This window comes from Pseudoalteromonas sp. SR41-1 (genome assembly GCF_014164015.1).
In the GTDB taxonomy this organism is placed as follows: Bacteria; Pseudomonadota; Gammaproteobacteria; order Enterobacterales; family Alteromonadaceae; genus Pseudoalteromonas; species Pseudoalteromonas distincta.
Genome location: NZ_JACJEK010000002.1, coordinates 151,276 through 173,019 on the forward strand (window position 1 = coordinate 151,276; position 21,744 = coordinate 173,019).

Here is a 21,744-nt window from a genome sequence, read left to right on the forward strand (position 1 = left end):
TACCCCCAACATAAGGGAGGTTCTACATTGCTATTCTTATTTTATAGTTTGAATAGCGATTATGTGCCAAGCCCATTACCCGTGAATTTACTCTATCCATCGCAACGTTTATTAAGCCCAACTGTCCGCGCTTTGGTGGACTATTTAGTGCCATTTTTAAATCAACAAAAGCAAAAGTGGTAGGCTTAATTAGCGCTAAAACTTTAAACTAAAAATAGATAAAACCAGTGAAAAGCGAAGTGGCCCTTCATAGTTGGGCATCTAGCTTAAATGGGATTGATTATTGTAGAGCCTTCAGTAATAGTGGTTATAGAGCAAACTAATTATATTCTCAATAATACATAAGGGCTCGTGCTCATCAATATTATAAAACCAATAAATATAATAAGGACAAACAGGATGAAAAAATCACTAATTTCAATAGCGTTGGGCTTTGCTGCCCTTAGTGCGTTTAATGCCAATGCAAACATTGATCAGCAAGTTAAAAAGATAGAGCAACAGGTTATTGATTGGCGACGTGATTTTCATCAAAACCCTGAGCTTGGAAATCGCGAAACCCGCACAGCAGGTATTGTCGCTAAGCACTTAAAGTCGCTGGGTATGGAAGTACAAACAGGGATTGCTTATACAGGTGTTGTGGGGCTATTAAAAGGCGCAAAGCCAGGCCCAACAGTAATGCTACGCGCAGATATGGACGCGCTGCCAGTTACTGAAAAAGCAGATGTTGATTTTAAATCAACTAAAACCACTAATTACCGTGGTGTAGATGTAGGCATAATGCATGCTTGTGGGCACGACACGCACGTGGCTATGCTAATGGGCGCTGCACAAGTGCTTGCAAACATGAAAGATGAGCTACACGGTAATATTATGTTTGTATTTCAGCCTGCAGAAGAAGGCGCACCTGAGGGGGAAGAGGGGGGCGCTGAGTTAATGCTTAAAGAAGGCATATTTAAACAATACAAACCAGAAGCTGCTTTTGGGTTACACATAACATCTAGTTTGCACAGCGGTAAAATTGGCTATAGAAGTGGCCCTGCAATGGCCAGTGCAGACCGGTTTGAAATAACAGTACATGGCAAGCAGGCACACGGCTCTGCACCGTGGACTGGGGTTGACCCCATTGCCGCAGCTGCGCAAATAGTAACAGGCGTAAATCATATTGTTAGTCGCCAAATCAACATTACCAAAGAGCCTGCTATTGTCTCGTTTGGTAAGATAGCGGGTGGGGTACGTAATAATATTATTCCTGAAGAAGTCGAAATGGTAGGTACAATTCGTAACTTTGATATGGATAACCGAGCACAAATATTTGAAAAAATAAAAACCACAGCCACGCACATTGCTAAATCGTCAGGTGCTACTGCAGATGTACATATTCACGAAGGTTATCCGGTAACGATTAATAACCCAAAGTTAACTGCGCAAATGTTACCTAGCCTTAAAAAAGCAGCAGGTAATGAAAACGTAGTTGAAATGGGAAAAATAACCGGCGCAGAAGACTTTTCGTTTTACGCATTAGAAGTGCCGAGTGTATTTGTATTTTTAGGCGGCACACCAAGTGAGCAAGATTTAAATACAGTGGCTAGTAATCACTCACCTTATTTTTATGCCGACGAATCATCGTTTAAAGTAGGCACTAAGGCGCTCAGCCTGTTAGCTGTTGATTATTTAAACGCACATAAAAGATAGCTTAAACACACCACGTTACGCTATTAGCTTAACGTGGTATTGCTGTTTTATTTAAAACATCGCATCATGTTTGTAGCACTTGCTCAATTTTGAAAAAATCACTCTCAAAAATTAAAAACCTAACCGAATATACAAATGAACCGGCGAGCAATTTTTTATATTTTAAAAATAATGAATCGATACTGCCGGTCTTATATCTCGATTCAATCTTCATAAGCATTAAGGATTTAAATAATGGAAATTACTGGAAGCTGTTACTGTGGTGAAATTAAATACCAGGCAAAGTCTCAAAATAACAATGCACTTGTTTGCCATTGTAGCGATTGCCAACGTATGTCGAGCGGCCCATTTAGAGCCGTTATAATTGCAGAGCCAAATTCGGTAGTATTTACCCAAGGTGAGCCAAAAGAGTTTGTTAAAACAGCGCAAAGTGGTAACAAGCGTGCGCAAGGTTTTTGTGGCACATGTGGTACAACACTTTATGCAACTAACGAAGCTAAAGCTGACCGTGTATATGGCTTGCGTATTGGTGCGGTTGATCAGCGTGATCAGTTTACGCCAACAGCACAAATTTGGGCTAAATCAACATTGAGCTGGTTGAGCGGCTTACACGAAGTACCTGCGTTTGATACAACCCCACAAAACTAGTTATTTGGGGTTATCAGTATTACTTTTTTAGTAAGCGGTTTGAAATTTATTTAACCAAATGACTGTCTACTTATAAGTCAGTCATTTGGAGAATAATATGTGTAGTTCACCTAAAAGCAGCCGAGCAGTGAAAAAAACAGCCATTAGTTTTAATGATGAGCTTACTCAAGAGCAGCGCTTGCGTTTTACTGCAAAAGCTAATTTAGCACAAGAGCGCCGTGAACAGCGCGAAGTAACGAATAAACGCTATGAGCAAAAGCACGCGAGTAGTAAACCTTCGTCTGGTTTATTTTCGTGGTTACAGCAGCTAGTTAGCTGATTTAGCTAAAGTGGTGTTTTTACCACTACCTAAACCACATAAAGCACACAGTACTCCGGCAATAGCGCACAGCCATAATGGCGCACTCCAACTTCCCGTAGTCGTGTGTAATGCACCAGCTAGCATAGGACCAATAGCCGCGAGCAAATAACCTACGCTTTGCGACATACCTGAAAGCGACGCTGCTTGTTGCGAATCGTCAGTTCGTAAACTAATAAACGACAGCCCCAATATAAAACATGCCCCAGAGCAAAAGCCCAGCATTAGGGTCCAAACAAAAGCAAAGCTAGGCATGTAAAGCAGCCCCAATGCACTGAGTGCACTCAACATGGCTAAAATAAAGCTAAGCGCGCTTTGATCTTTTAATTTGGCAAGTAACGGAATTAATATTAAACCCGGTAATGCAGTCGCTATTTGAAAAGCACCATGATAAGCACCTGCTTGGGTAGCTGAGTGACCAGTTTCGGTTAATATGCTTGGTAACCACGTAATAATTATATAATTTAAAAACGAGTTTAAGCCCAGCAGTAGGGTAATTTGCCATGCTAGTAAATAACGCCATACACTTTTTGACGTGTCAGTGTGTTGAGCAATACTCGCGGGTTTAGTGTGCTTACTTAATTGCGACATCCATACAATAATACTCGCCAGAGTAATAAGAGCTAATGACCCCAGCGCAAGTTGCCATCCTAATCCGTTTAACTGACTAAGCGGAAATACTAAAGTAGAAAATCCACCTGATACCACGCCCATAGTAAGCACGTAGGCTGAGGTCATTAACGCAACCTTTGCAGGAAAGTCGCGCTTAATTAAGCTTGGTAATAATACGTTTGCTATAGCAATACCTACACCAATAATAGCGGTACCCACAAACAGCATGGCTGAGGTATTTATTACCCGCGCTGCAACCCCTGCAAGTATAAATAACAAAGCCACAAACAAGGTGCGCTCTAACCCTTGCTTTTTAGCAAGAGTTGCCGCCATTGGCGATACAACGGCAAAGGCAATGAGTGGCAGTGTTGTTAAAAAACCAGCTTGCGATGCGCTAAGCCCAAAGTGATTAATAATTTGTTCAAGCACAGGTGCAATACCTGTGAATGTGGCGCGTAAATTTGCGGCAATAAGTAATATGCCAAGCACAAGTAATATGCCAGCAAAGCGTGATTTAGGTGTGTTATTTAACAAAAGGGAAGACCATTAAAGCTAATACTTAATGGGCGCTAGTATAAAGGCTTAGCAAAAACTATAATTTAGAGATAATGACATTAAATAACTAAAAACAGACAAAACTATGTTTGATGCAATTGGTTGGGACGACATTAAAAATTTTGAAACTATGGCGCAGCCCATAATAGCCAAAATAGAGCATGCCCATGCAAGTCACGAAATACCACTGCATACCCATCCAAAAGGGCAATTAATTTTAGCGCTACATGGTTATGTAACGTGTGAAGTGTCGGCAAAAATGTGGATGGTGCCTACGCACAGTGCAATTTGGATCCCAGCACAAAAGGTGCATAGCAATAGGGCGTCTGATAACGCGCAGCTTTGTCATTTATTTATTGATAGTAGTAAAAACGGTATGCCGTTAAATACCTGCACGTTAGCCATTACGCCGCTGGTTAAAGAGCTAATGTGTGAGTTGGCTGGGCATAATCAGCACTATACTTTAAATAGTAAAACAGCGCGTTTAGCGCAGGTGTTATTTGATCAACTTATTGATATGCCCGTACAACCACTGGATTTTGTATTATCTAAAAACGAGGTAATTCAAACCATGAGCGATCAGCTTATAAACAAGCCAAACAACCGAAAAACACTACCACAATGGGCTAAGCAGTTTGCATTAACTGAGCGCACATTAGCGCGGTTAATTAAAAAAGAAACCGGCATGACATTTGGAAAATGGCGTACGCAATTGCATATAATTACAGCCTTAAAAGCGCTTTCTGATAAGCAAAGTGTGCAGCAGGTGTCGGAGTTATTAGGGTATGAGTCGGTGAGTGCATTTATTACTATGTTTAAAAAGGTAATGAAAAAGTCGCCCATGAAATACATGAGCGACTTAAATCAGCTTAGCCCTTAAATAAGCACTACCACGTGTAAGTTGCCGAAAGCATCGCGTTACGAGGCCTACCCGGGAAGTATCTGTCACCGGTGAAACTGGTGTAATCGGCGCGCTCCGCATAGGCCTCATCAGTTAAGTTAATAATACGAGCAAGTAGCTCAAGATTACTAGTAACTTGCCACTGTGCGCGTAGGCTTAAAACATCATGCCCTTGGTATTTATTTAAGTTTTCTGGGTCGGTGTAGTAGTTACCAACGCGGTGCCACTGCAAAGCAAATTGCGCGTTGTTTAATGCCTGCCATGTTAAATCGAGATTAGCAATATTACGCGGCGCGGTATCTATGTCGTTGCCGTTTATATTTAAACCGTTAAGTATTTGGTTGTTAGTGTAAGTATGCTTTGCGTGAGTGCCAGCAAAGTTAAGCGCAAGCGACTTAGTGAGCTGGTAGTCAAGCTCAAGCTCAATACCACGATGGCGAGAGCTGCCATTATTTACCGTAAAAAAGTCACTATCGCGGTAAATCGTATTGTGTTTACTCATAGCGTAAACCGACACGCCATAACGTAGTTTTTCGTAAATTCCTTTAATACCCAGCTCTGCGTTATTGGCTATTTCGGCGCTTAAATTTGCAGTAGTTTGCTCGCGTTGTAATTGGTATAGTTCAGCCGCTTGTGGCGCTCTGTAACCGCGAGAAAAGTTTGCATAAAGCGTGTTATTTGTATTGTACTGATAACTAACCCCAAGCTTTGGCGATAGATTACTAAAACTATTTTTCCCACTCTCAGGGCGGCTGTATCGGCAGCCACCAAAGCCGCATTCTGTGCCATCGTCTTTTGTTCTACCTGCTAGCATATTATTGGTGTAGTCGTACTGCATATGCTCGTAGCGCACACCTGCGGTAAGTAACCATTTATTTAATTGCCAATCAACCGATGCAAAAGGGGCATAAAGCGTGGCGTTTACATCGTAATCGTAATGCTTACCTTGTGGTACTGTAGCAACTAAAAATGCAGAACCTTGAGTGGGCTCGTTTTGGCTTTGAGTAAAGTCGGCTTGCGTGTATTCGCCATCAAGCCCTAGGTTTATTTTTATATTACTTTGTAAATTATGTTGATAAAGCGATTGCACACCAAAACCTGTTTGGCTGTTTTTTTCAAGCGGTGTGCCGGGTAAAAAATGCTTAAAAAAGTCCATGCTTTGGTCACGAAAATATAACGTAGTAGAGAGCACATCATCGTTATTTAATTGCCATGTTGCATTGCTCCATGCTCTAAATGCGCGTGCTTTTCTAAATGCGTCAGGGTCAAAGTTTTTTTGCGCGAGGTCTTCGTTTTTATAGCTTTCAAAGCCTGTAATAAATCCCGCAGTTTGCTGATCAAGATTTGTATAAGTAAGGCCTGAGGTAAGTAATAAATTATTATTTGAATAGCGATGGCGAATATTTACTTTTTGTTGCTCTACGCTTTCGTCGTCGCGGTAACCGCTATCGTCGGTAACACTTGCGTTAATGCCGATACCGCTGTTGCCGTAATCTTGCCCTGCGCGTAATTTGTAGCGAGTATAACCGTACGAGCCATAATCTAAACCAACTAAGCCACCGCCTTGTGTGGTGTCGGGCGTTATTACATTAATAACACCATGCACAGCGTTTGAGCCATAAAGTGCAGAGCCAGGGCCTTTTAGTACTTCAATGCGCTGCGCCATTTCGCTGTGCGCCTCAAATAGCTCGTTTATGTTACAAAACCCAGCGGCTCTCAGTGGTATGCCATCCTCCAAAGTCAATATGCCACCACAAGCGCCAGCGCCCGAAAGTACGGGGGAGCGAAGTGCGGGTAAATATTCTTGGCCATTTCCGCGTTGAATATTAGCTCCTGCTACACGTTGCAGGGCTTCTTCAATATGGGTAGGCGCTATGCTATTTAGCTGCGCTTCGCTGAGTGTACTTATTGATAAAGGCATTGGGGTCGATAGCGCTTCAATACGTGATGCCGTAGTTGTTATGGTTTCTATTGCATCATTATTTTGATTATTGGCAAACGCAGTGTGGCTAAAGGGTAATATCAGCGGCAGAAAATAAGGTTTCATACATTCCTTGAAAGTAATCTATATTGCATTGCCTCTATAATATGCGGTTTTAATATGCATTTAAACTTGTTGCGTTAAAGCGTACGTAACCTATAAATCCGATACGTAATTGATAAAACAAAACAAGCCACAGCAGGAAATACCAAAGCCAGCACTAAGTAATGCTTAAATAAAACGTAGCCGGTTATACCGCCTAGTAAAAAGCCTGCAATAATGAGTAAAAACATAACGCCTTTACGGGTATCAAATTGCTCACCTTTAAGCGCTTTACCTAGCATTAAACCAAGGTCAGTAAAAATACCGGTTAAATGTGTCGTACGTATAACAGCACCACTGTAATTAGTTGCTAGCGCATTTTGTAACCCACACGCAGCAGACGTTAAAACAATGCCGTAAACGAATGTGTTTTTGAGTAAATAAGCACTCGCAAGCAGTAGCAATCCTTCAATAAAAAGCAAAGTGTCGTAATGACGACCAAGTTTTAATGAGCCACCAGAGAGCAAAAAGCCCGACAGTGCCGAACCCAACATAAAGCTAACAATTATTGAAAGTAACAATAAGGCAGTACTGGGATTAGTTATTGCTTTAATACCAAGTAAAGTAACAGAGCCAGATACATGCGAAATAGCCTGGTGCTCAAATCCTAATAAGCCTACAGCGTTTACTATGCCCGCTATAAATGCGAGCGTAAACGCGCCATATTCAACCCACTTTGGTAGTTTTGTAAACATTGGTTATCTCTTAACGTGTACAGTGTTAATTATTGAGTTTGTGCTTTAAAGCGCTTTATTTGCTCATCAACTAATTTTGTATCTATTACGCCACGCTTAAAAGCAATGTAAGTAGGAAACGTAAACTCATTGAACTGCCTAGCGTATACGTTTTGATATTCCTTTGAGTACCACAAACCTGCTTGATAGTTAGTTATTGCGTATTCAACGCGTTTTTTTTCTAGCAGCTCAAAAGTGTCTTTAGTTGAAAGTGAGCGAAGTAGATTACTCTCATCAAGTTTATACTTTTTAGCAATAACCTCAGGCACAGCAACACCGCGTAGCATTGCTATTGGGGTATTTGATAAATCGTCAGTGAGCAGTTTATCTTTGTTTAAAGCAAATAAACCATACTTAGTAGTATGCAAGGGCACGCTTGTAAAATCTAAATACTTTGCTCGTTCCTCTGTATTGGCCAAAGAGAAATAGCAGTCGTAGTAGCCCAGCGCCATTTCTTTTTTAACGCGCGCCCATGGAAGATGAATTACGTCAATCTTAAGATTCAAATTACGCTCAATAAAGGTTAAGTATTCAATATCTAAACCTGTGAACGTATCGCTTTTCTCATCAAATATAGTAAAAGGCGGGTAGTGAGTTGTTACGCAGCGCAAAGTCTTACTTGGCGCTGCAAGCAATAATGAAGGTAAAGTTAAAGCTAAAAACAGAAATATTGCGCGCATAAATAAAAATTCGATATCTTTTAAAATACATAAATTGAACGCCAATTATACAGTTACTGAGCTTAATTGCATTGATCTAAGTATTTTTACCTAGCGTATAAGTTAAATTTTGTGAGATATACCATGTTTAACGCAGAGCAGCAGTCACGCATTATCGAAATGGCGTGGGAAGATAGAACCCCTTTTGAGGCAATAGAGCAGTTATACGGATTAAAATACCCGCAGCTGGTGGTATTTATGCGCGAACATATTTCAAAAGGCAGTTTTAAAGTGTGGCGTAAACGCCATGCTGGTCGTAAAACAAAACACTTAAAATTACGCGATCCCGCTATTATGCGAAGCCACTGTAAAACACAATATAAACAACGTTAAATAAGTGTAAGTTGTTTCATATGATGTTCAGCCGTGTTTGTTAACCTTTAGCTATAAATTACGCTAGAGATTATTTATGAGAGCACTAACATACACAGCACTAATAGCATTGGCTTTATGTTCAATAAGCGCAGACGCAAAACCGCATAAAGATAAGCATGGTCATAAACACGGCCATAATAAGCATCATTCACATAAACACAACGACAATGACTACCAAGAGGCTAAGCAGTTAATTCGCGCAGGTTGGACGCCACCAGGGCTAAGTAAAAGCTACCACAGAGGCGACTATTTAGATCGTGATTTATATAAACGAGGTAGAGTGATTGAACGCTCTAGAGATAATGGTACAGTGAGTATAGAAATAGACCGTACAGTTATCCATATGGTGCACGACACCCGAGAAATACTTTCAATTTTAAGTCGCTAAATTAACTTTATAAGGATATTAAAATGCTTATTGCGCTGGCTATAATTATTGGATTTTTTTTACTGGTTACCTTGTTGCCTATGTCGTACAGCCAGCATTACTTAGTGCGTAGCTGCGACTTTGTGCGCTTGCAAGTATTTTATATTGCCAGTTTTGTAGCCGTTACATCGCTGTTTTTATTATGGCAAAGTAGCGCAATAGGCTACGTGTTTATAGCCTTAACCTCATTACTTATAATGATTTTACAAGGTAAATGGATTTACCCGTATACGTGGCTTGCTAAAAAAGAAGTGCAAAGCGCACCAAAGCATATAGACCACAGCGTACGAATTATGTCGGCAAATGTACTGATGTCGAACCATAAAAGCGAGCAGCTAATTAGCCTTGTAGATGAGCACCAACCCGACCTACTTATTACGCTTGAGAGCGATAGCTGGTGGGAAAATAAATTATCAGTCATTAAAAAAAATTACCCGTATTACATAGAATGCCCTAAAGATAATCGTTATGGCATGCACTTATACAGCAAGTTTAAAATACTCGATGCACAAATATGTGAGCTAATAGAAGAAGATATTCCCTCAATTCATATTTTGTTTGAAAACGATGAAGGCCTGCAAATGCAAGGGCACTTTATTCACCCCGCACCACCAAGCCCGACTGAGGAAGACTCATCACGTCCGCGCGACTCAGAGCTAATAATGGTGGCTAAAGCACTTAAAAACCCAACACGACCTACCATAGTTGCCGGTGATTTAAACGACGTAGCATGGTCGCGTAGCACCCGTTTGTTTATGCAAATAAGTGGCTTTTTAGACCCTCGAAAAGGCCGTGGTTTTTATAACACCTTTCATGCAAGCTACTTTTTTATGCGTTGGCCGCTCGATCACTTATTTCACAGCGAAGGCTTTAAAGTAAAGCGTATTAAGCGCTTAGCTAAGTATGGCTCTGATCACTTTGCACTCCTTACTGAGCTTTCTTACGAAAACGCTAATCAGGAGTCACTAGAAGATAAACCCGATGAGCTTAAGCAAGAAGAAATTCAAGAGCTTGCTATGAATAAGGCAGATAAGCGAAAAGTGCCGAGGTTTGAGGAAAAGTTATAGCTATTAGGCAGTGCAGGTCGGATAAGTGTCGAAGCCACGCCATCCGACAAAAATAATGAATTGGCTAGCAACAACACGACTACCACGTTTATGTTGTCGAGTGGCTAGAAAGTGCCATGAGCGGATGCTCATAACCTAAGTCACTTGTTATACGCGTTTCTCAACTTTCCAAGGAGGATTTAAGCGGTTTTCACCTGCCCAGTAAAGTTTGATTTTATTACCAGACGGATCTTTAAGTATTGCTTCTTTCCACAAGTACCGTTGCTCTGTCGGCTGTTGTTCAAACTGAAAACCTTTTTTGGTCAACTCAGCACACAGTTCATCAAGTTTTTCATGCTCGAAGTAAATCACAGAACTGTTTTCAAATTCACTGGATTCGAGTGATAAGGAAAAAGTAGAATTCCCATCTGGGCAAGAAAACCTTGTGTAATGGGGCGTATCGACAATTTGAGTGAAGCCGAGTTTTAGATAAAAGTTAACAGTAACATCCATATCTTTTACTGGTAAAGTAACCTGGTTAAGTTCCATTTAAACTCCTAGCGTATAACTTTTCAATAACGGGCGCAGGCACATAAGCATAATAGCGAAGCCGCCCTGCGTGTATGCGTCCCAGCGAACGTAGTGAGCGAGTTTACTGAGTTGTTATGCATGTTTATATACAGAGTGAGTTGTGTTTTTAAAACAGTGTAAGGCGATAAAGGCCCCTAAAGTTAAACTAGCCACACTGCACAAATAATTTAAGCCATAGATTATCGTTTCCATTCGGCTCTCACTGTCGAGAAAAACATAACACGAGGAAATTATGTAAAGTAAAGCTATAACAGAGCTCCCAATTTTATAGGAAATCTTTGACGTGTTAAAAGCAGCGAACAGCAATGCTACTGAAAAAAACACACTTGAAAATGCTCCGATGTAATAAGCTGAATCTTGGAATTGATAACCTAATTCTTCATTTCGTAACATGACAAAAGGGGATATGAAACCGATTAATTCGGCTAGAATTGGTCCACTAAATAGTCCAAAAATTAAAATTTTAAGAGCACGGATCACTACACCTCCTTCTAAATGTATAACAACTTTATCAGAGGACACCTCCCTATTTTAGCGCGAAGACATCCTTATTTTGTGAACTTATATTAATAGCAAATACTATAAGTTATTGCCAGCTATAAATATTATGCTTACTGTAGCTTATATAAATATGTAAAAAGGGGAAAGTTTCCATTTATTATTACTAAGTTAATGGCGACTCACCCGAACGACCGGTTATCGCTCATTGTTGCCTGTCAGGTTAAGTCTAGTGAAATAGATTGCATTGCATTGCATAGTTAAAGTTTTTATATTGTTCGGCAATATTTTATTTGGTGCTAATAAAGCACTGCGTGCAAAGGAAAGCATGTGAATTATAAAAAAATATACTACCCAGTTAAGGCGCTTGCTGTTTTATCTTTAGTTGCTGTTGCTATTAAGTACTGGATGCCAACTGAAATTGGCTTTGCGTTTATGCTGTTGCCTTATTTGCTTCTATATTTTTTAGCTAACGCTAAAAACTATAAAAATAAATGGCTCATTTTTATTAGAATTATAGCTGCATTACTTACTATTACTTTAGCGGCAGTACTTGTCTTTGGTATTGAACCTGACCCTCAAGCTGGGATTGGTATTATGTTTTTGCTGATAATGCAGCTAGCTGCAATTAGTGCCTCTGAATTTATTATATTATTCTTTTATGTTGATAATGATTAAAAAGCAAACTGCTCATTTAAAGTTAAAAAAAACCTAAAAGCGGTTACCCACTTTTAGGTTTTTTAATGTATTAGTATTTAAAGCTAAATTAGCTATTGATCATAATACATTTGATATTCACAAATTCGCGCATACCAAAGCCGCCGTGCTCTCGGCCGTAGCCACTTTCTTTAACACCACCAAACGGTAGGTTAGGTTGTGCTAAACCGTAGCCGTTAATATTGATCATGCCGGTGTCAAAGTACTTTTTAGCAAGCTCAATGGCTTTTTTCTCATCTTTAGAGAAAATACCGCCGCCTAAACCGTAGCGAGAGTCGTTAGCGATTCGCATTGCATCGTCGTTGTCTTTGGCTTTAATAAGCGAAGCTACTGGGCCAAATAATTCGTCGTCATAGGCTGGCATACCAGGGGCTAAGTTATCTAGTAGAGTAGGTGGGTAGTAATAGCCCGTTTGCGAAGGGATTTCGCCGCCCGTTACTATGTTTGCACCTGCTTTAACTGATTCCATGACTTGGTCGTGAATGCCGTCGCGTAAATCTTCACGAGCCATTGGGCCTAAGTCTGTATCGTCAGCCATTGGGTCGCCCATTTTCATGGCTTCAAATTGCTCTTTAATTTGCGCTTTAAAGTCATCGTAAAGTGGCTCTACAACCACAAAGCGTTTAGCTGAAACACACGTTTCACCGTTATTGATCATGCGCCCGGTTACACAGGTTTTAACTGCAAGCTCTAGGTCTGCGTCATCAAGTACTAAGTAAGCGTCGTTACTACCAAGCTCTAACACTGTTTTCTTAACGTGTTTACCTGCTTCTTCTGCTACTTTTTTACCTGTCGCATCACTACCGGTAAAGGTTACGCCGCTAATTGCTTTGTGCGAAATTAAAGAACTGGCTGTTTTGCCGTCGATAAGTAGATTGTTAAAGCAATACTCTGGGAAACCAGCTTGTTTAAATAGCTCTTCTATTTTTTCAGCCATGCCAAATACATTACCAGCATGTTTTAATACGGTTGTGTTACCCGCCATGATGTTAGCAGCACTGTAGCGAATTACCTGATAAAGCGGAAAGTTCCACGGTTGAATACCTAATAGTACACCTGTTGGTTGGTAGCTGATAATTGCGCGGCCGCCGTCCATATCACGTTCTTCGTCAGCAAGTACTTGTGGGCCTTGTTCGGCTGTATAACGACAAATTCCTGCACATAGTTCAACTTCTTGAAAGCCTTGCTCATAAACTTTACCCATTTCTTCGGTCATGAGTTTTGCAATAGCTTCTTTTTGATCTTCAAAGAGTGAGGCTAACTTATTAAGGTATTTTGCACGTTCAGTGAATGACGTTAATCGCCATTTTAAATATGTTTCGTGAGATTTTTCGATTACCTGTTCTGCTTCCTTTTGAGAAAGTAGTGTATAGGTTTCAATGGTTTGCTCAGTTGCGGGATTAATCGTTTTAACTGTGTTACTCATTTCTATCTCCTTACAAATTTAGTTATTTAAAAGGTGCAAGGCTAGAGCCAGTTTTTAAAAAAAAGTTGCTTTTGTTTTTATCCATCTGATTTTATTAGTTAAATTTAGATTTTTGCTGAAGGGGGTATTTTTTAAATATAAAAATTGAGGTGCTCGAGGCAGTAAAATATTCTGGGCGTTGCAAAATTTACAACACCCTCTGGGGCAAACACAGAGCTTTATATTAGCTCCTTTGCAATGCGCTTTAATAAGTAAGTTTCTCGTAAAATAGAAAGCCCTTGTTTTTCACTGTTAGCAATGGTGCGCTCGTTATGTGCAATTGCGTCGTTAATATCAACCCATTTAGCTGTCATGCCATTTTGCTGCTCGTAATGCTCTAACTGCGCTTTGCCAAACTCGTCTGCAATACTACATACAAAGCAATACGATTTAATATGAATAATATCAAAATCGTCTTTATACCAAGGGCGATACTCTTCATAGAGTCCAAAAGCTTCAACTACACTTATTTGTTGTGCACCGGTTTCCTCGCTTAGTTCGCGAATTAAGCCTTGCTCAATACTTTCGCCGTCATCTACTCCACCGCCGGGTAGGCTGTAGTCTTCATAACGGTTTGTATACATTAAAAGTATTTTATTATTTTTAATTACAATGGCGCGAGCTGTTAAGCGTGTAAATTGAGTACCTTGGTCAATATTAATACCTGAATGTATTAAGGTTTTTAATTGCTGCATTTCGTCTCCTTTTTTAGGTTTTTAATAATAATAGTTGCTACCATTCTATAAATAGAAACGATTTTAATTATTAATCATAATTTGTGATCGATTTTTTTCAGCATACGTAAATATTAGGTTGGTAACATTAATAGCATTTAATCGCTTAAGTTTATTTTAAAAATTAGATTCTGGGCGCACCTTTAAATTAATATCAAGGATGCGTAGAATAAGAAAAAAAGCATAGGGATTTATCATGTTAGACATACTTTTAGTAGACGATGACGTCGAGTTTAGTGACGTTGTATGCCACATAGTCGAATTCCTCGGCCACAATATAAGCACAGCTACCAGTTTAAAAGAAGCACATCAATGGTTTGAAAATAACGCCTTTGATCATGTGCTGCTTGATTTTATGCTGCCTGATGGTAGCGGTTTGCACTTACTTGATCACTTAAAAACGATTGGGCAATCTCCAAAAATTACACTTATTTCGGGCCATCCTTCAGTTAAAGGTATTTTAGCTGATATGTGTGAGCCAAATGTAGGGCATTTATTAAAGCCATTACAACGCGAAGATTTAGAACTCGTTTTAAATGGCCCTAAAAAAGCAGTTAAAAAAGCAAAGTCGAGCGGTATTGTACGCCACTTTGGCGGTTTAATTGGTGAATCTGAGCCAATGCAAAAGCTTTACAACATGATTGAACGCGTAGCTAAAACAAATGCTAACGTGATGCTTATGGGTGAAAGTGGTGCAGGTAAAGAAGTAGTGGCTCAAGCTATTCATAACGCAAGCCAGTGCGAAGGGCCATTAGTTGCTAGCAACTGTGGCGCACTTTCAAAAGAGTTAATTGGTAGTGAGTTATTTGGCCACGAAAAAGGCGCATTTACAGGCGCAATTGCACGTAAAGAAGGTGTATTTGAGCAATCAAATAACGGTACTTTGTTTTTAGATGAAGTAACTGAAATGCCAATTGATATGCAGCCAAATTTACTGCGAGTGCTTGAAACTAAAAAGGTAACACGCGTAGGTGGTAACAGAGAAATACCAACCAATTGCCGTGTTATTTCAGCTACTAACCGCTCGCTTACCGATTTGGCACAAAATAATGTTATTCGTGAAGATATTTACTTTAGGTTGGCTGTTTTTCCTATTGATATACCGCCACTTCGCGATAGAAAAGAAGATGTACCTTTATTAGCGAAAGCCTTTTTAGATCAACTTAATGACGAAAACGGCACTGCCTTTAGTTGGACTGCCGCACAGCTCAAAGAGCTGCAAAGCTATGAATGGCCGGGTAATGTGCGAGAGCTCCGCCATGCTATACACCGTGCATTTATTATGAGCGACCCACAAACCAGCGACATTATTTTACCTGATAACTTAGAGTCACCCTTTTCGCGCGTTAATAATCAAGCTGCCGAAAAGCCTGTATCAGCAGGGCAAACAATTGAAGAAGTTGAAAAAGAACTTATTCATGCAACGCTTGATAAGGTGCAAGGTAATAAAACGCTTGCTGCACAAATGCTTGGTATTAGTACTAAAACACTTTATAACCGCCTTAATGCATATGGCGGTATTGGCGAATATAAATAGATTTGAGGAAGGGCATGACATCCGATAACCAAACAGAGCAACTCAATAAATTAGTACACGATGCAAGAGGGCCGCTAAATCGTATTTCGATGAATGCTGAGCTGATTAAATTGGTACTTGAAAACGATATGCCAAAAGAAAAAGCGTTAGATGCACTTGATAAAATTATTAATAATTGCCAACAGTGCAGCGAAAGTTTGCAAAAAATATCAGACTCTCAATAAATATTAAGTGTTGTATAAACTTTAATTCGGGAAGCTAAATGAGCAAGAAAAAACAGCAAGGTAAAGCGAATATCACTTGGGCAACATTTATGGTGGTTGTGCTAGGTATTATTGTGGGCAACGCATTTTTAGCATTGAATACGATTCAAGGCTTAACACAAACCCAAAAAAGTTTAGACAACACTAGCATGCTAACCACTGCAATTGAGAAGCTGCATCTATCCATAGTGCAGGCTGAGTCTGGGCAGCGTGGTTATTTATTGACAGAAGAGGCTGACTATTTAACGCCGTACTACGATGCTGTAGGCCAAATTGAAGCGCAAACAGATCATGTCAAGTCGCTTCACTCTGAGATTGACGGTCAAGCTGAGCGTATAGCCCAGTTGTTAGTTCTTGTAGATAGTAAAATTAAAGAATTAAAACAAACTGTAAACCTTGCGCTAGATGACAAAGAAAGACGTGCGTTGTATGTATTAAATACGCATAAAGGAAGAAAGCTTTATAAGCAAATTAGAGAGTATGTTAATGAAATTCAAGACCGTGAATTACTCTTTAAAGTAAGCCATTTTTCTAAATTAGCACAGATTAAAAATGAAGCTAAAATTACTTTCGCTATAACAGCAATAACGAGTGCGTTACTGATTATTGGTATGTTTATTATGACGCGCCTTAATTTAAGAAATGCAGCACAATATCGTTTTGAGCTTGAAAAACAAAACGAAACATTAGCAATGAAGGTTTCTGAGCGGACACAAGAGCTAACATTATATTCAGATGAATTGAGCCGTAGTAACCGAGAGCTTGAAGAGTTTGCTTTTGTAGCAAGCCATGATTTACAAGAACCTCTTAGAAAAATCCAAGCCTTTAGCGACCGTCTTGAAACCATGTTTAAAGATGAATTGGGTGAAAAGGGGATGGATTACATTGGGCGCATGAAAAATGCAGCGCAGCGTATGTCTAACTTGATTAACGACTTATTAGAGTTTTCGCGAATTACAACGCGTGGTAAAGATTTTGATGACACGAATTTAAATGAAGTTGTAGCTGATATATTAAGTGATTTAGAGATTGCGATAAAAGAGTCTGAAGCACAAATTGATGTAGATGATTTACCAGTTATTCAGGCCGATAAAAGCCAAATGCAGCAGCTGTTTTTAAACTTGTTGTCGAACGCTGTTAAATTTAGGCGTCCCGACGTAAACCCACACATAAAAATTAGTTATCAAGATGAAGATATTTTCAGCTCTGATCATAATACTCATTTAAGTTTTCAAGTTATTACCATAGAAGATAACGGTATTGGTTTTTCACAAGACTATGCCGATAAAATATTTGTACCGTTTCAGCGCTTGCATGGACGCTCACAATATAAAGGCACGGGTATTGGCCTTTCTGTATGTAGGCGTATTGTGGAGCGCCACGGCGGAACAATTACAGCCCAAAGTAAAGACGGTGAAGGTGCAACCTTTATTATAAAACTACCTGTGGAAGCTGAGCTTTTCACATTGCAAGGAGAGGCTTAAATGCCCTATTCAAAAGTAAAACCGATTACTATTTTAATGGCAGACGACGATGAAGATGATCGTTTGTTAACACAAGATGCCCTTGCTGAAAGTCGTGTACTTAACGAGCTTCACTTTGTTGAAGATGGCGTTGAGTTGCTTGAGTATTTAGAGCGTAAAGGTAAGTTTGAAGACAAAGCAGTTTCGCCGCGTCCTGGACTTATATTACTTGATTTAAATATGCCTAGAATGGATGGCCGTGAAGCGCTTGAAGCTATAAAAGGAAACCCTAACTTAAAGGGAATTCCGGTTGTTATATTAACTACGTCTAAACAAGAAGAAGACATGGTTAAAGGGTATAACTTAGGTGCTGCATCTTACATTACAAAACCAGTAACGTTTGATGGTTTGGTTGATTTGATGAAAACGCTAGGAAAATACTGGGTAGAATTTGTAGAGCTACCGACAACATTTAACGATTAATGGAGATTGTATGTTAGATAAAGTGACTCAGTTGCTGCTTGTAGAAGACGATGAAGATGATTACATACTCACCTGCGACTATCTGGACCAATTGGATTCACACACGTTTAACATTCAATGGATAAGCTCTCCAGAGCAGGCAATTGCAACGCTTAGTAAAAATGAGCACGACATTTGCCTGCTTGATTACCGCTTAGGTGCATCGAATGGTTTAGATGTATTAAAAGAAGCAATTGCCAATGGCTTTAGCGGACCGATTATTATGCTTACCGGGCAGTCAAACGACGAGTTAGACTCGGCGGCGCTTGATGCCGGTGCAGTAGATTACTTAATTAAAACAGAAATGAGTTCGAGCCGCTTTGCGCGAGCTATTCGTTATGCTTTGGCACGTAAAGATGTTGAAGGCGAGAGAGTAGAGCGCTTAAAAGCTGAAGCCGAAAACCGTTCAAAAGATCGATTTTTAGCTCATTTGAGCCATGAGTTACGTACTCCTCTATCGTCTATTTTAGGCTACACCGAACTGTTAATGCAGAGCGATTTTAGTCAGCAAGCTGAAAATGAATTGGGTGTTATTTATCGAAACGGTAAACACTTATTGAGCTTGTTAAACGACGTGCTCGACTTATCTAAAATAGCAGCCGATAAACTGGAACTGACCCTAAGCGAAGTTAACCTTGATAGCATGCTTGCCGATGTATACACGCTAATGCGCGTATCGGTTCTTGATAAGGGCCTTACGCTGCGCTTTGAATCACATCAGCCATTACCTTTGGTTGCACGACTGGATGCAACAAGAGTTCGTCAAATTTTAATAAATCTAATAAACAATGCGGTTAAATTTACCGATAAAGGCGAAATTGTTGTTAATGCGTGGATGCAATGGGTTGATGATCGCGAAATGCTATTTTTTAGCATTAAAGATTCAGGTATGGGCATTGCCCCTGAAAAACAAGAACTCATATTTAAGCCATTTGAACAAATAGCCGATGTAGAATCACGCTCTGTAGGTGGCGCAGGCTTAGGTTTGGCAATATGTGCTGAATTGTTAGCGCGTATGCACGGTGATATTAGTTTGCACTCTGAAATAGGCAAAGGTTCTACATTTACGATTTCGGTATATCCAGGTGATATTAGCGAAGTAGAACGACAAGTACTTAATTTTAGTAGTGCCCCACAATTACAAAGTAAATCGGCTCCATGCAAAGTGCATGGGCGAGTGTTAGTGGTTGATGATTTACGTGATTTACGCATGCTAGTTGGTCATATGATCAGTACCTGTGGTGCGCGCGTAGATTATGCCGAACATGGCCAGCAAGCACTTGAAAAAGTACGCATAGCAGATGCGTATAAAGCGCCTTACGATATTATTTTTATTGATATTCATATGCCTGTAATGGGCGGCAAGGAAGCTACCATAGAGCTTAGAAAAATGGGCTACAAAGGCCCAATAATTGCGCTCACTGCAGCTACTATGAAAGGCATACATGAGGAGCTTGCTGCACTTGGTTTTAACGATGTAATACCAAAGCCTGTTGATAGCGCGGCTTTATATCAATGTTTGCAAGATTACTTGGTAGCGCCAGAGCATGCACCGCAAGCTAAAGATATAAATTGTAGTAATGGCTTAACCGAGAAAAAGCAGCGCTTTTTACTTGTGGAAGACGATCATGATGCAGCGCAAATTACGCAGCTACTTTTAGAAAGTTTAGGCGTTGAAACCGTCATTGCGTCTAGCTGCGCACAATGTTTGCAAATACTTAATCACGATCAGCAATTTAATAAGGTATTGTTAGATATGCATTTACCTGATGGTCGTGGCGTTGATTTAGGCCAGCAAATTAATGAACGATATCCTGAATTACGTTTAGTGATTGTAAGTGGCGCAGAGCCAGATCCAAGAGAAATAAAAGATTTAAATATTGACCGAGTTTTACTTAAACCTATTAATTTGAGCTTACTTGAAACGCTTATTAGCTAGGGCCTGTTTATCTTTCGAGGTTAAATTTGCAGCAGTTTATTTGGTATTTAGGCAAGGCTGAGTCTATGTAGTGTGGTTATTCCCCATAAATAGGCGATAACGTAGCACAAATGCCAAATATGCGCTGCCCGAAGGGTTCTGCCCAGGGGCTATTTACTCTTTGTTGCTCGGTTTTTACTTATTCGTACAGGGATGTAAGTCAGTAGAATAACGCAGGATCAGTTATCCAGCCCACTAGGTTACAAACCTCGCGCCGCGATTAAATAGCCCCTAGATTGAACAAATTTTAATCCTGAAAGGTCAACAGGTCCAATAACTGAGACATTATTTATATGCATTCAATAAAGTTAGTATCTGAAGAATTAACACCATCAAAAGTAGTGTGTGTTGGTCGTAATTATACCGCACACATTGCAGAGCTAAATAACGAAACGCCAGATCAAATGGTTTTATTTAATAAGCCAAATAGCGCAATTACTAATACGTTATTTGCAGCTCACAACGGCGATACGCTGCATTATGAAACCGAGCTATGCTTTGTAGTTAAAGATAAAAAATTTGCAGGTGTTGGACTCGGCCTTGATTTAACTAAGCGTACTGTGCAAAGTAAATTAAAAAATAAAGGGCTTCCATGGGAGCGTGCTAAAGCGTTCGACGGCTCTGTAATTTTAACTGATTTTGTAGCGCTAACTGATGCAATGAAGCACTTTACCTTTGAACTTAAAATTAATAATGAAGTGATTCAGCGAGGTGATACTCATTTTATGCTGCACAACCCTGACTCAATTTTACAAGAAATTAGTGAATTTATGAGCTTAGAAGACGGTGATGTAATAATGACAGGTACACCGTCGGGCGTAGGTGAGGTAACAGCTAAAAGTATTTTTGCAGTGGCGCTTTATGCTAATGATCAGTGTTTGCTTGAGCATCAGTGGCAAGTAAGTAAAAATTAATGACTTGCTGTTGGTAGTGTTTATCAAAGTCAGTAAAGGTGGTTTTAAGCCAATTATGCTGACTTTGTTGATACTCAGGCGATTGAAGTACATTATTTTTTAATGCGCGGTTAATTTTTTTAAGGGCTTGCTCTGCAAAATTATTAGGTGCTTTAGCCGCACAGCCTATTGCTCCTCTTATAAATTGAATGTCATTTTCTGCAATTGGCACACTTTCTATATTCGTATACTCCCCTTGTTTATTAAAGTAATCAGCCATAAACGGGTAATCAATTGAGTAGTCTAAAAAGCCGTGACTCAAGCGTGCTATAACAGCCTGACTTTCATTTTCGCTACTCCAACTTAACGAAGACTCTTTATCTCGTTTTGTATTTTCAATAATTGTATTAATTTTAGTTGTAAATTTACGTGCAGCCGCTTGCCCGTATACATATTGCGGGTCGGTTAATAAATTAATAAGGTGAATAGGCGAGCCGTGCTTTTCTTCTAATTGCGGCTTTAGATCTTTAGTCGTGATAATTGAAAATGGGGGATATACCGTTGTTGGATTTGAGTAGTTAAGTTGTTGGTTATTATTTTTTTTATAAATAACACACGGAAAACATACATTTTTCCCTTCATTTAAATATTTATTTATACGCTGCTGAGGAACAATTAAGCGAGTATGTTTTACATCAGTTATGGTTCTGATGAGTTGCTCGGTTAGGTTGTCGCAAATACCGCCTTGTGGTGCGCTTTCACTTTTAGCTATATGAAAAGGGGGCGTGTAACTTTGCAGCCAAATAATCTCTTCTAGAGGTTGTACTTTTTGCTCAACGGCGTGCGCGTTGAATACAATTAATAAGCAAAATGCATAGTATCCGTTTTTCAGCATTGATAAGTGTTCGTTGAATTAAGAAAACTTAATAAAAG

Annotated in this window: 23 protein-coding genes; 14 read left to right on the forward strand and 9 right to left on the reverse strand. The window is 39.7% G+C overall.

Features of this window, described 5'->3' with window-relative positions:
• Positions 1–399 precede the first annotated feature (399 nt).
• The 3 genes from H5118_RS02180 (at position 400) to H5118_RS02190 (ending at position 2,659) form a co-directional block, all read left to right on the forward strand.
• Positions 400–1,692 (forward strand): amidohydrolase, encoded by a 1,293-nt coding sequence (locus tag H5118_RS02180; protein WP_182747632.1) that lies wholly within the window; start codon positions 400–402, stop codon positions 1,690–1,692.
• A 234-nt stretch (positions 1,693–1,926) separates the two neighbouring features.
• A complete protein-coding gene (locus tag H5118_RS02185) occupies positions 1,927–2,340 on the forward strand; it encodes a GFA family protein (RefSeq protein ID WP_007377055.1) in 414 nt (137 codons plus the stop codon).
• Between the two features lie 97 nt (positions 2,341–2,437).
• A complete protein-coding gene (locus H5118_RS02190) occupies positions 2,438–2,659 on the forward strand; it encodes a hypothetical protein (protein WP_154903460.1) in 222 nt (73 codons plus the stop codon).
• Here H5118_RS02190 and H5118_RS02195 read toward each other — a convergent pair.
• Entirely contained in the window at positions 2,648–3,844 is a 1,197-nt protein-coding gene (locus tag H5118_RS02195) for an MFS transporter (RefSeq protein WP_182747634.1), read from the reverse strand. The two genes, H5118_RS02190 and H5118_RS02195, sit on opposite strands and share 12 nt — an antisense overlap.
• Positions 3,845–3,950: 106 nt before the next feature.
• Between H5118_RS02195 and H5118_RS02200 the strand changes: the two genes are divergently transcribed.
• The gene (locus H5118_RS02200) at positions 3,951–4,745 is read left to right on the forward strand and encodes a helix-turn-helix domain-containing protein (RefSeq protein ID WP_182692930.1); all 795 of its coding nucleotides are present in this window, start codon (positions 3,951–3,953) and stop codon (positions 4,743–4,745) included.
• A gap of 7 nt (positions 4,746–4,752) precedes the next feature.
• Here H5118_RS02200 and H5118_RS02205 read toward each other — a convergent pair whose 3' ends face one another.
• The 3 genes from H5118_RS02205 to H5118_RS02215 form a co-directional block, all read right to left on the reverse strand.
• Entirely contained in the window at positions 4,753–6,813 is a 2,061-nt protein-coding gene (locus H5118_RS02205; RefSeq protein ID WP_182747636.1) for a TonB-dependent receptor, read from the reverse strand.
• Between the two features lie 74 nt (positions 6,814–6,887).
• Positions 6,888–7,544 (reverse strand): YoaK family protein, encoded by a 657-nt coding sequence (locus H5118_RS02210; RefSeq protein ID WP_138488600.1) that lies wholly within the window; start codon positions 7,542–7,544, stop codon positions 6,888–6,890.
• 29 nt (positions 7,545–7,573) lie between these two features.
• On the reverse strand, positions 7,574–8,263 hold the full coding sequence (locus H5118_RS02215) for an ABC transporter substrate-binding protein (RefSeq protein WP_182732775.1): 690 nt from the start codon (positions 8,261–8,263) through the stop codon (positions 7,574–7,576).
• A gap of 123 nt (positions 8,264–8,386) precedes the next feature.
• Between H5118_RS02215 and H5118_RS02220 the strand changes: the two genes are divergently transcribed.
• The 3 genes from H5118_RS02220 (at position 8,387) to H5118_RS02230 (ending at position 10,171) form a co-directional block, all read left to right on the forward strand.
• On the forward strand, positions 8,387–8,635 hold the full coding sequence (locus H5118_RS02220) for a TIGR03643 family protein (protein WP_024595124.1): 249 nt from the start codon (positions 8,387–8,389) through the stop codon (positions 8,633–8,635).
• A 76-nt stretch (positions 8,636–8,711) separates the two neighbouring features.
• Complete coding sequence (locus H5118_RS02225) at positions 8,712–9,065, forward strand: hypothetical protein (RefSeq protein WP_182694402.1); 354 nt, start codon at positions 8,712–8,714, stop codon at positions 9,063–9,065.
• A 23-nt stretch (positions 9,066–9,088) separates the two neighbouring features.
• Positions 9,089–10,171: an endonuclease/exonuclease/phosphatase family protein gene (locus H5118_RS02230; RefSeq protein WP_182695738.1), complete on the forward strand. Its 1,083-nt coding sequence runs from the start codon at positions 9,089–9,091 to the stop codon at positions 10,169–10,171.
• Between the two features lie 147 nt (positions 10,172–10,318).
• On the opposite strand, the gene H5118_RS02235 is transcribed toward H5118_RS02230, so the two are convergent.
• Together H5118_RS02235 and H5118_RS02240 are read right to left on the reverse strand one after the other, a co-directional pair.
• On the reverse strand, positions 10,319–10,699 hold the full coding sequence (locus H5118_RS02235; RefSeq protein WP_182747638.1) for a VOC family protein: 381 nt from the start codon (positions 10,697–10,699) through the stop codon (positions 10,319–10,321).
• A 114-nt stretch (positions 10,700–10,813) separates the two neighbouring features.
• Positions 10,814–11,221, reverse strand: coding sequence for a hypothetical protein (locus tag H5118_RS02240; RefSeq protein WP_182672802.1), 408 nt, complete (start codon positions 11,219–11,221; stop codon positions 10,814–10,816).
• 348 nt (positions 11,222–11,569) lie between these two features.
• Here H5118_RS02240 and H5118_RS02245 point away from each other — a divergent pair, with 348 nt between their 5' ends.
• Positions 11,570–11,917, forward strand: a complete 348-nt coding sequence (locus tag H5118_RS02245) for a hypothetical protein (protein WP_182747640.1) — start codon at positions 11,570–11,572, stop codon at positions 11,915–11,917.
• 88 nt (positions 11,918–12,005) lie between these two features.
• On the opposite strand, the gene H5118_RS02250 is transcribed toward H5118_RS02245, so the two are convergent.
• Complete coding sequence (locus H5118_RS02250; protein ID WP_182747642.1) at positions 12,006–13,382, reverse strand: NAD-dependent succinate-semialdehyde dehydrogenase; 1,377 nt, start codon at positions 13,380–13,382, stop codon at positions 12,006–12,008.
• Between the two features lie 218 nt (positions 13,383–13,600).
• Positions 13,601–14,116, reverse strand: coding sequence for an NUDIX hydrolase (locus tag H5118_RS02255; protein ID WP_182716784.1), 516 nt, complete (start codon positions 14,114–14,116; stop codon positions 13,601–13,603).
• A 235-nt stretch (positions 14,117–14,351) separates the two neighbouring features.
• On the opposite strand from H5118_RS02255, the gene H5118_RS02260 reads away from it, so the two are divergent.
• The 6 genes from H5118_RS02260 to H5118_RS02285 all read left to right on the forward strand — a co-directional run bounded on the left by H5118_RS02260 (position 14,352) and on the right by H5118_RS02285 (position 20,832).
• Positions 14,352–15,692 carry a sigma-54 dependent transcriptional regulator gene (locus H5118_RS02260; RefSeq protein ID WP_039485084.1) on the forward strand — a complete coding sequence of 447 codons (1,341 nt, stop codon included), beginning with the start codon at positions 14,352–14,354 and terminating at the stop codon, positions 15,690–15,692.
• A gap of 14 nt (positions 15,693–15,706) precedes the next feature.
• On the forward strand, positions 15,707–15,916 hold the full coding sequence (locus H5118_RS02265) for a histidine kinase (RefSeq protein WP_039485081.1): 210 nt from the start codon (positions 15,707–15,709) through the stop codon (positions 15,914–15,916).
• A gap of 38 nt (positions 15,917–15,954) precedes the next feature.
• Positions 15,955–17,439: an ATP-binding protein gene (locus H5118_RS02270; protein WP_182747644.1), complete on the forward strand. Its 1,485-nt coding sequence runs from the start codon at positions 15,955–15,957 to the stop codon at positions 17,437–17,439.
• Positions 17,440–17,901, forward strand: a complete 462-nt coding sequence (locus H5118_RS02275; protein ID WP_039485075.1) for a response regulator — start codon at positions 17,440–17,442, stop codon at positions 17,899–17,901.
• 10 nt (positions 17,902–17,911) lie between these two features.
• Complete coding sequence (locus H5118_RS02280; RefSeq protein WP_182720829.1) at positions 17,912–19,879, forward strand: hybrid sensor histidine kinase/response regulator; 1,968 nt, start codon at positions 17,912–17,914, stop codon at positions 19,877–19,879.
• 332 nt (positions 19,880–20,211) lie between these two features.
• Positions 20,212–20,832: a fumarylacetoacetate hydrolase family protein gene (locus H5118_RS02285; RefSeq protein WP_149602190.1), complete on the forward strand. Its 621-nt coding sequence runs from the start codon at positions 20,212–20,214 to the stop codon at positions 20,830–20,832.
• On the opposite strand, the gene H5118_RS02290 is transcribed toward H5118_RS02285, so the two are convergent.
• Complete coding sequence (locus tag H5118_RS02290) at positions 20,783–21,706, reverse strand: ABC transporter substrate-binding protein (protein WP_182693575.1); 924 nt, start codon at positions 21,704–21,706, stop codon at positions 20,783–20,785. The genes H5118_RS02285 and H5118_RS02290 overlap by 50 nt on opposite strands.
• Between the last annotated feature and the right edge of the window lie 38 nt (positions 21,707–21,744).

Bases quoted from the DNA above. Each gene is read 5' to 3' on its own strand.
- H5118_RS02205 (WP_182747636.1), bottom strand. From the start codon at position 6,813: ATGAAACCTTATTTTCTGCCGCTGATATTACCCTTTAGCCACACTGCG.
- H5118_RS02225 (WP_182694402.1), top strand. From the start codon at position 8,712: ATGAGAGCACTAACATACACAGCACTAATAGCATTGGCTTTATGTTCA.
- H5118_RS02235 (WP_182747638.1), bottom strand. From the start codon at position 10,699: ATGGAACTTAACCAGGTTACTTTACCAGTAAAAGATATGGATGTTACT.
- H5118_RS02290 (WP_182693575.1), bottom strand. From the start codon at position 21,706: ATGCTGAAAAACGGATACTATGCATTTTGCTTATTAATTGTATTCAAC.
- H5118_RS02185 (WP_007377055.1), top strand. From the start codon at position 1,927: ATGGAAATTACTGGAAGCTGTTACTGTGGTGAAATTAAATACCAGGCA.
- H5118_RS02190 (WP_154903460.1), top strand. From the start codon at position 2,438: ATGTGTAGTTCACCTAAAAGCAGCCGAGCAGTGAAAAAAACAGCCATT.
- H5118_RS02260 (WP_039485084.1), top strand. From the start codon at position 14,352: ATGTTAGACATACTTTTAGTAGACGATGACGTCGAGTTTAGTGACGTT.
- H5118_RS02200 (WP_182692930.1), top strand. From the start codon at position 3,951: ATGTTTGATGCAATTGGTTGGGACGACATTAAAAATTTTGAAACTATG.
- H5118_RS02285 (WP_149602190.1), top strand. From the start codon at position 20,212: ATGCATTCAATAAAGTTAGTATCTGAAGAATTAACACCATCAAAAGTA.
- H5118_RS02280 (WP_182720829.1), top strand. From the start codon at position 17,912: ATGTTAGATAAAGTGACTCAGTTGCTGCTTGTAGAAGACGATGAAGAT.
- H5118_RS02220 (WP_024595124.1), top strand. From the start codon at position 8,387: ATGTTTAACGCAGAGCAGCAGTCACGCATTATCGAAATGGCGTGGGAA.
- H5118_RS02230 (WP_182695738.1), top strand. From the start codon at position 9,089: ATGCTTATTGCGCTGGCTATAATTATTGGATTTTTTTTACTGGTTACC.
- H5118_RS02270 (WP_182747644.1), top strand. From the start codon at position 15,955: ATGAGCAAGAAAAAACAGCAAGGTAAAGCGAATATCACTTGGGCAACA.
- H5118_RS02210 (WP_138488600.1), bottom strand. From the start codon at position 7,544: ATGTTTACAAAACTACCAAAGTGGGTTGAATATGGCGCGTTTACGCTC.
- H5118_RS02180 (WP_182747632.1), top strand. From the start codon at position 400: ATGAAAAAATCACTAATTTCAATAGCGTTGGGCTTTGCTGCCCTTAGT.
- H5118_RS02275 (WP_039485075.1), top strand. From the start codon at position 17,440: ATGCCCTATTCAAAAGTAAAACCGATTACTATTTTAATGGCAGACGAC.
- H5118_RS02215 (WP_182732775.1), bottom strand. From the start codon at position 8,263: ATGCGCGCAATATTTCTGTTTTTAGCTTTAACTTTACCTTCATTATTG.
- H5118_RS02265 (WP_039485081.1), top strand. From the start codon at position 15,707: ATGACATCCGATAACCAAACAGAGCAACTCAATAAATTAGTACACGAT.
- H5118_RS02255 (WP_182716784.1), bottom strand. From the start codon at position 14,116: ATGCAGCAATTAAAAACCTTAATACATTCAGGTATTAATATTGACCAA.
- H5118_RS02250 (WP_182747642.1), bottom strand. From the start codon at position 13,382: ATGAGTAACACAGTTAAAACGATTAATCCCGCAACTGAGCAAACCATT.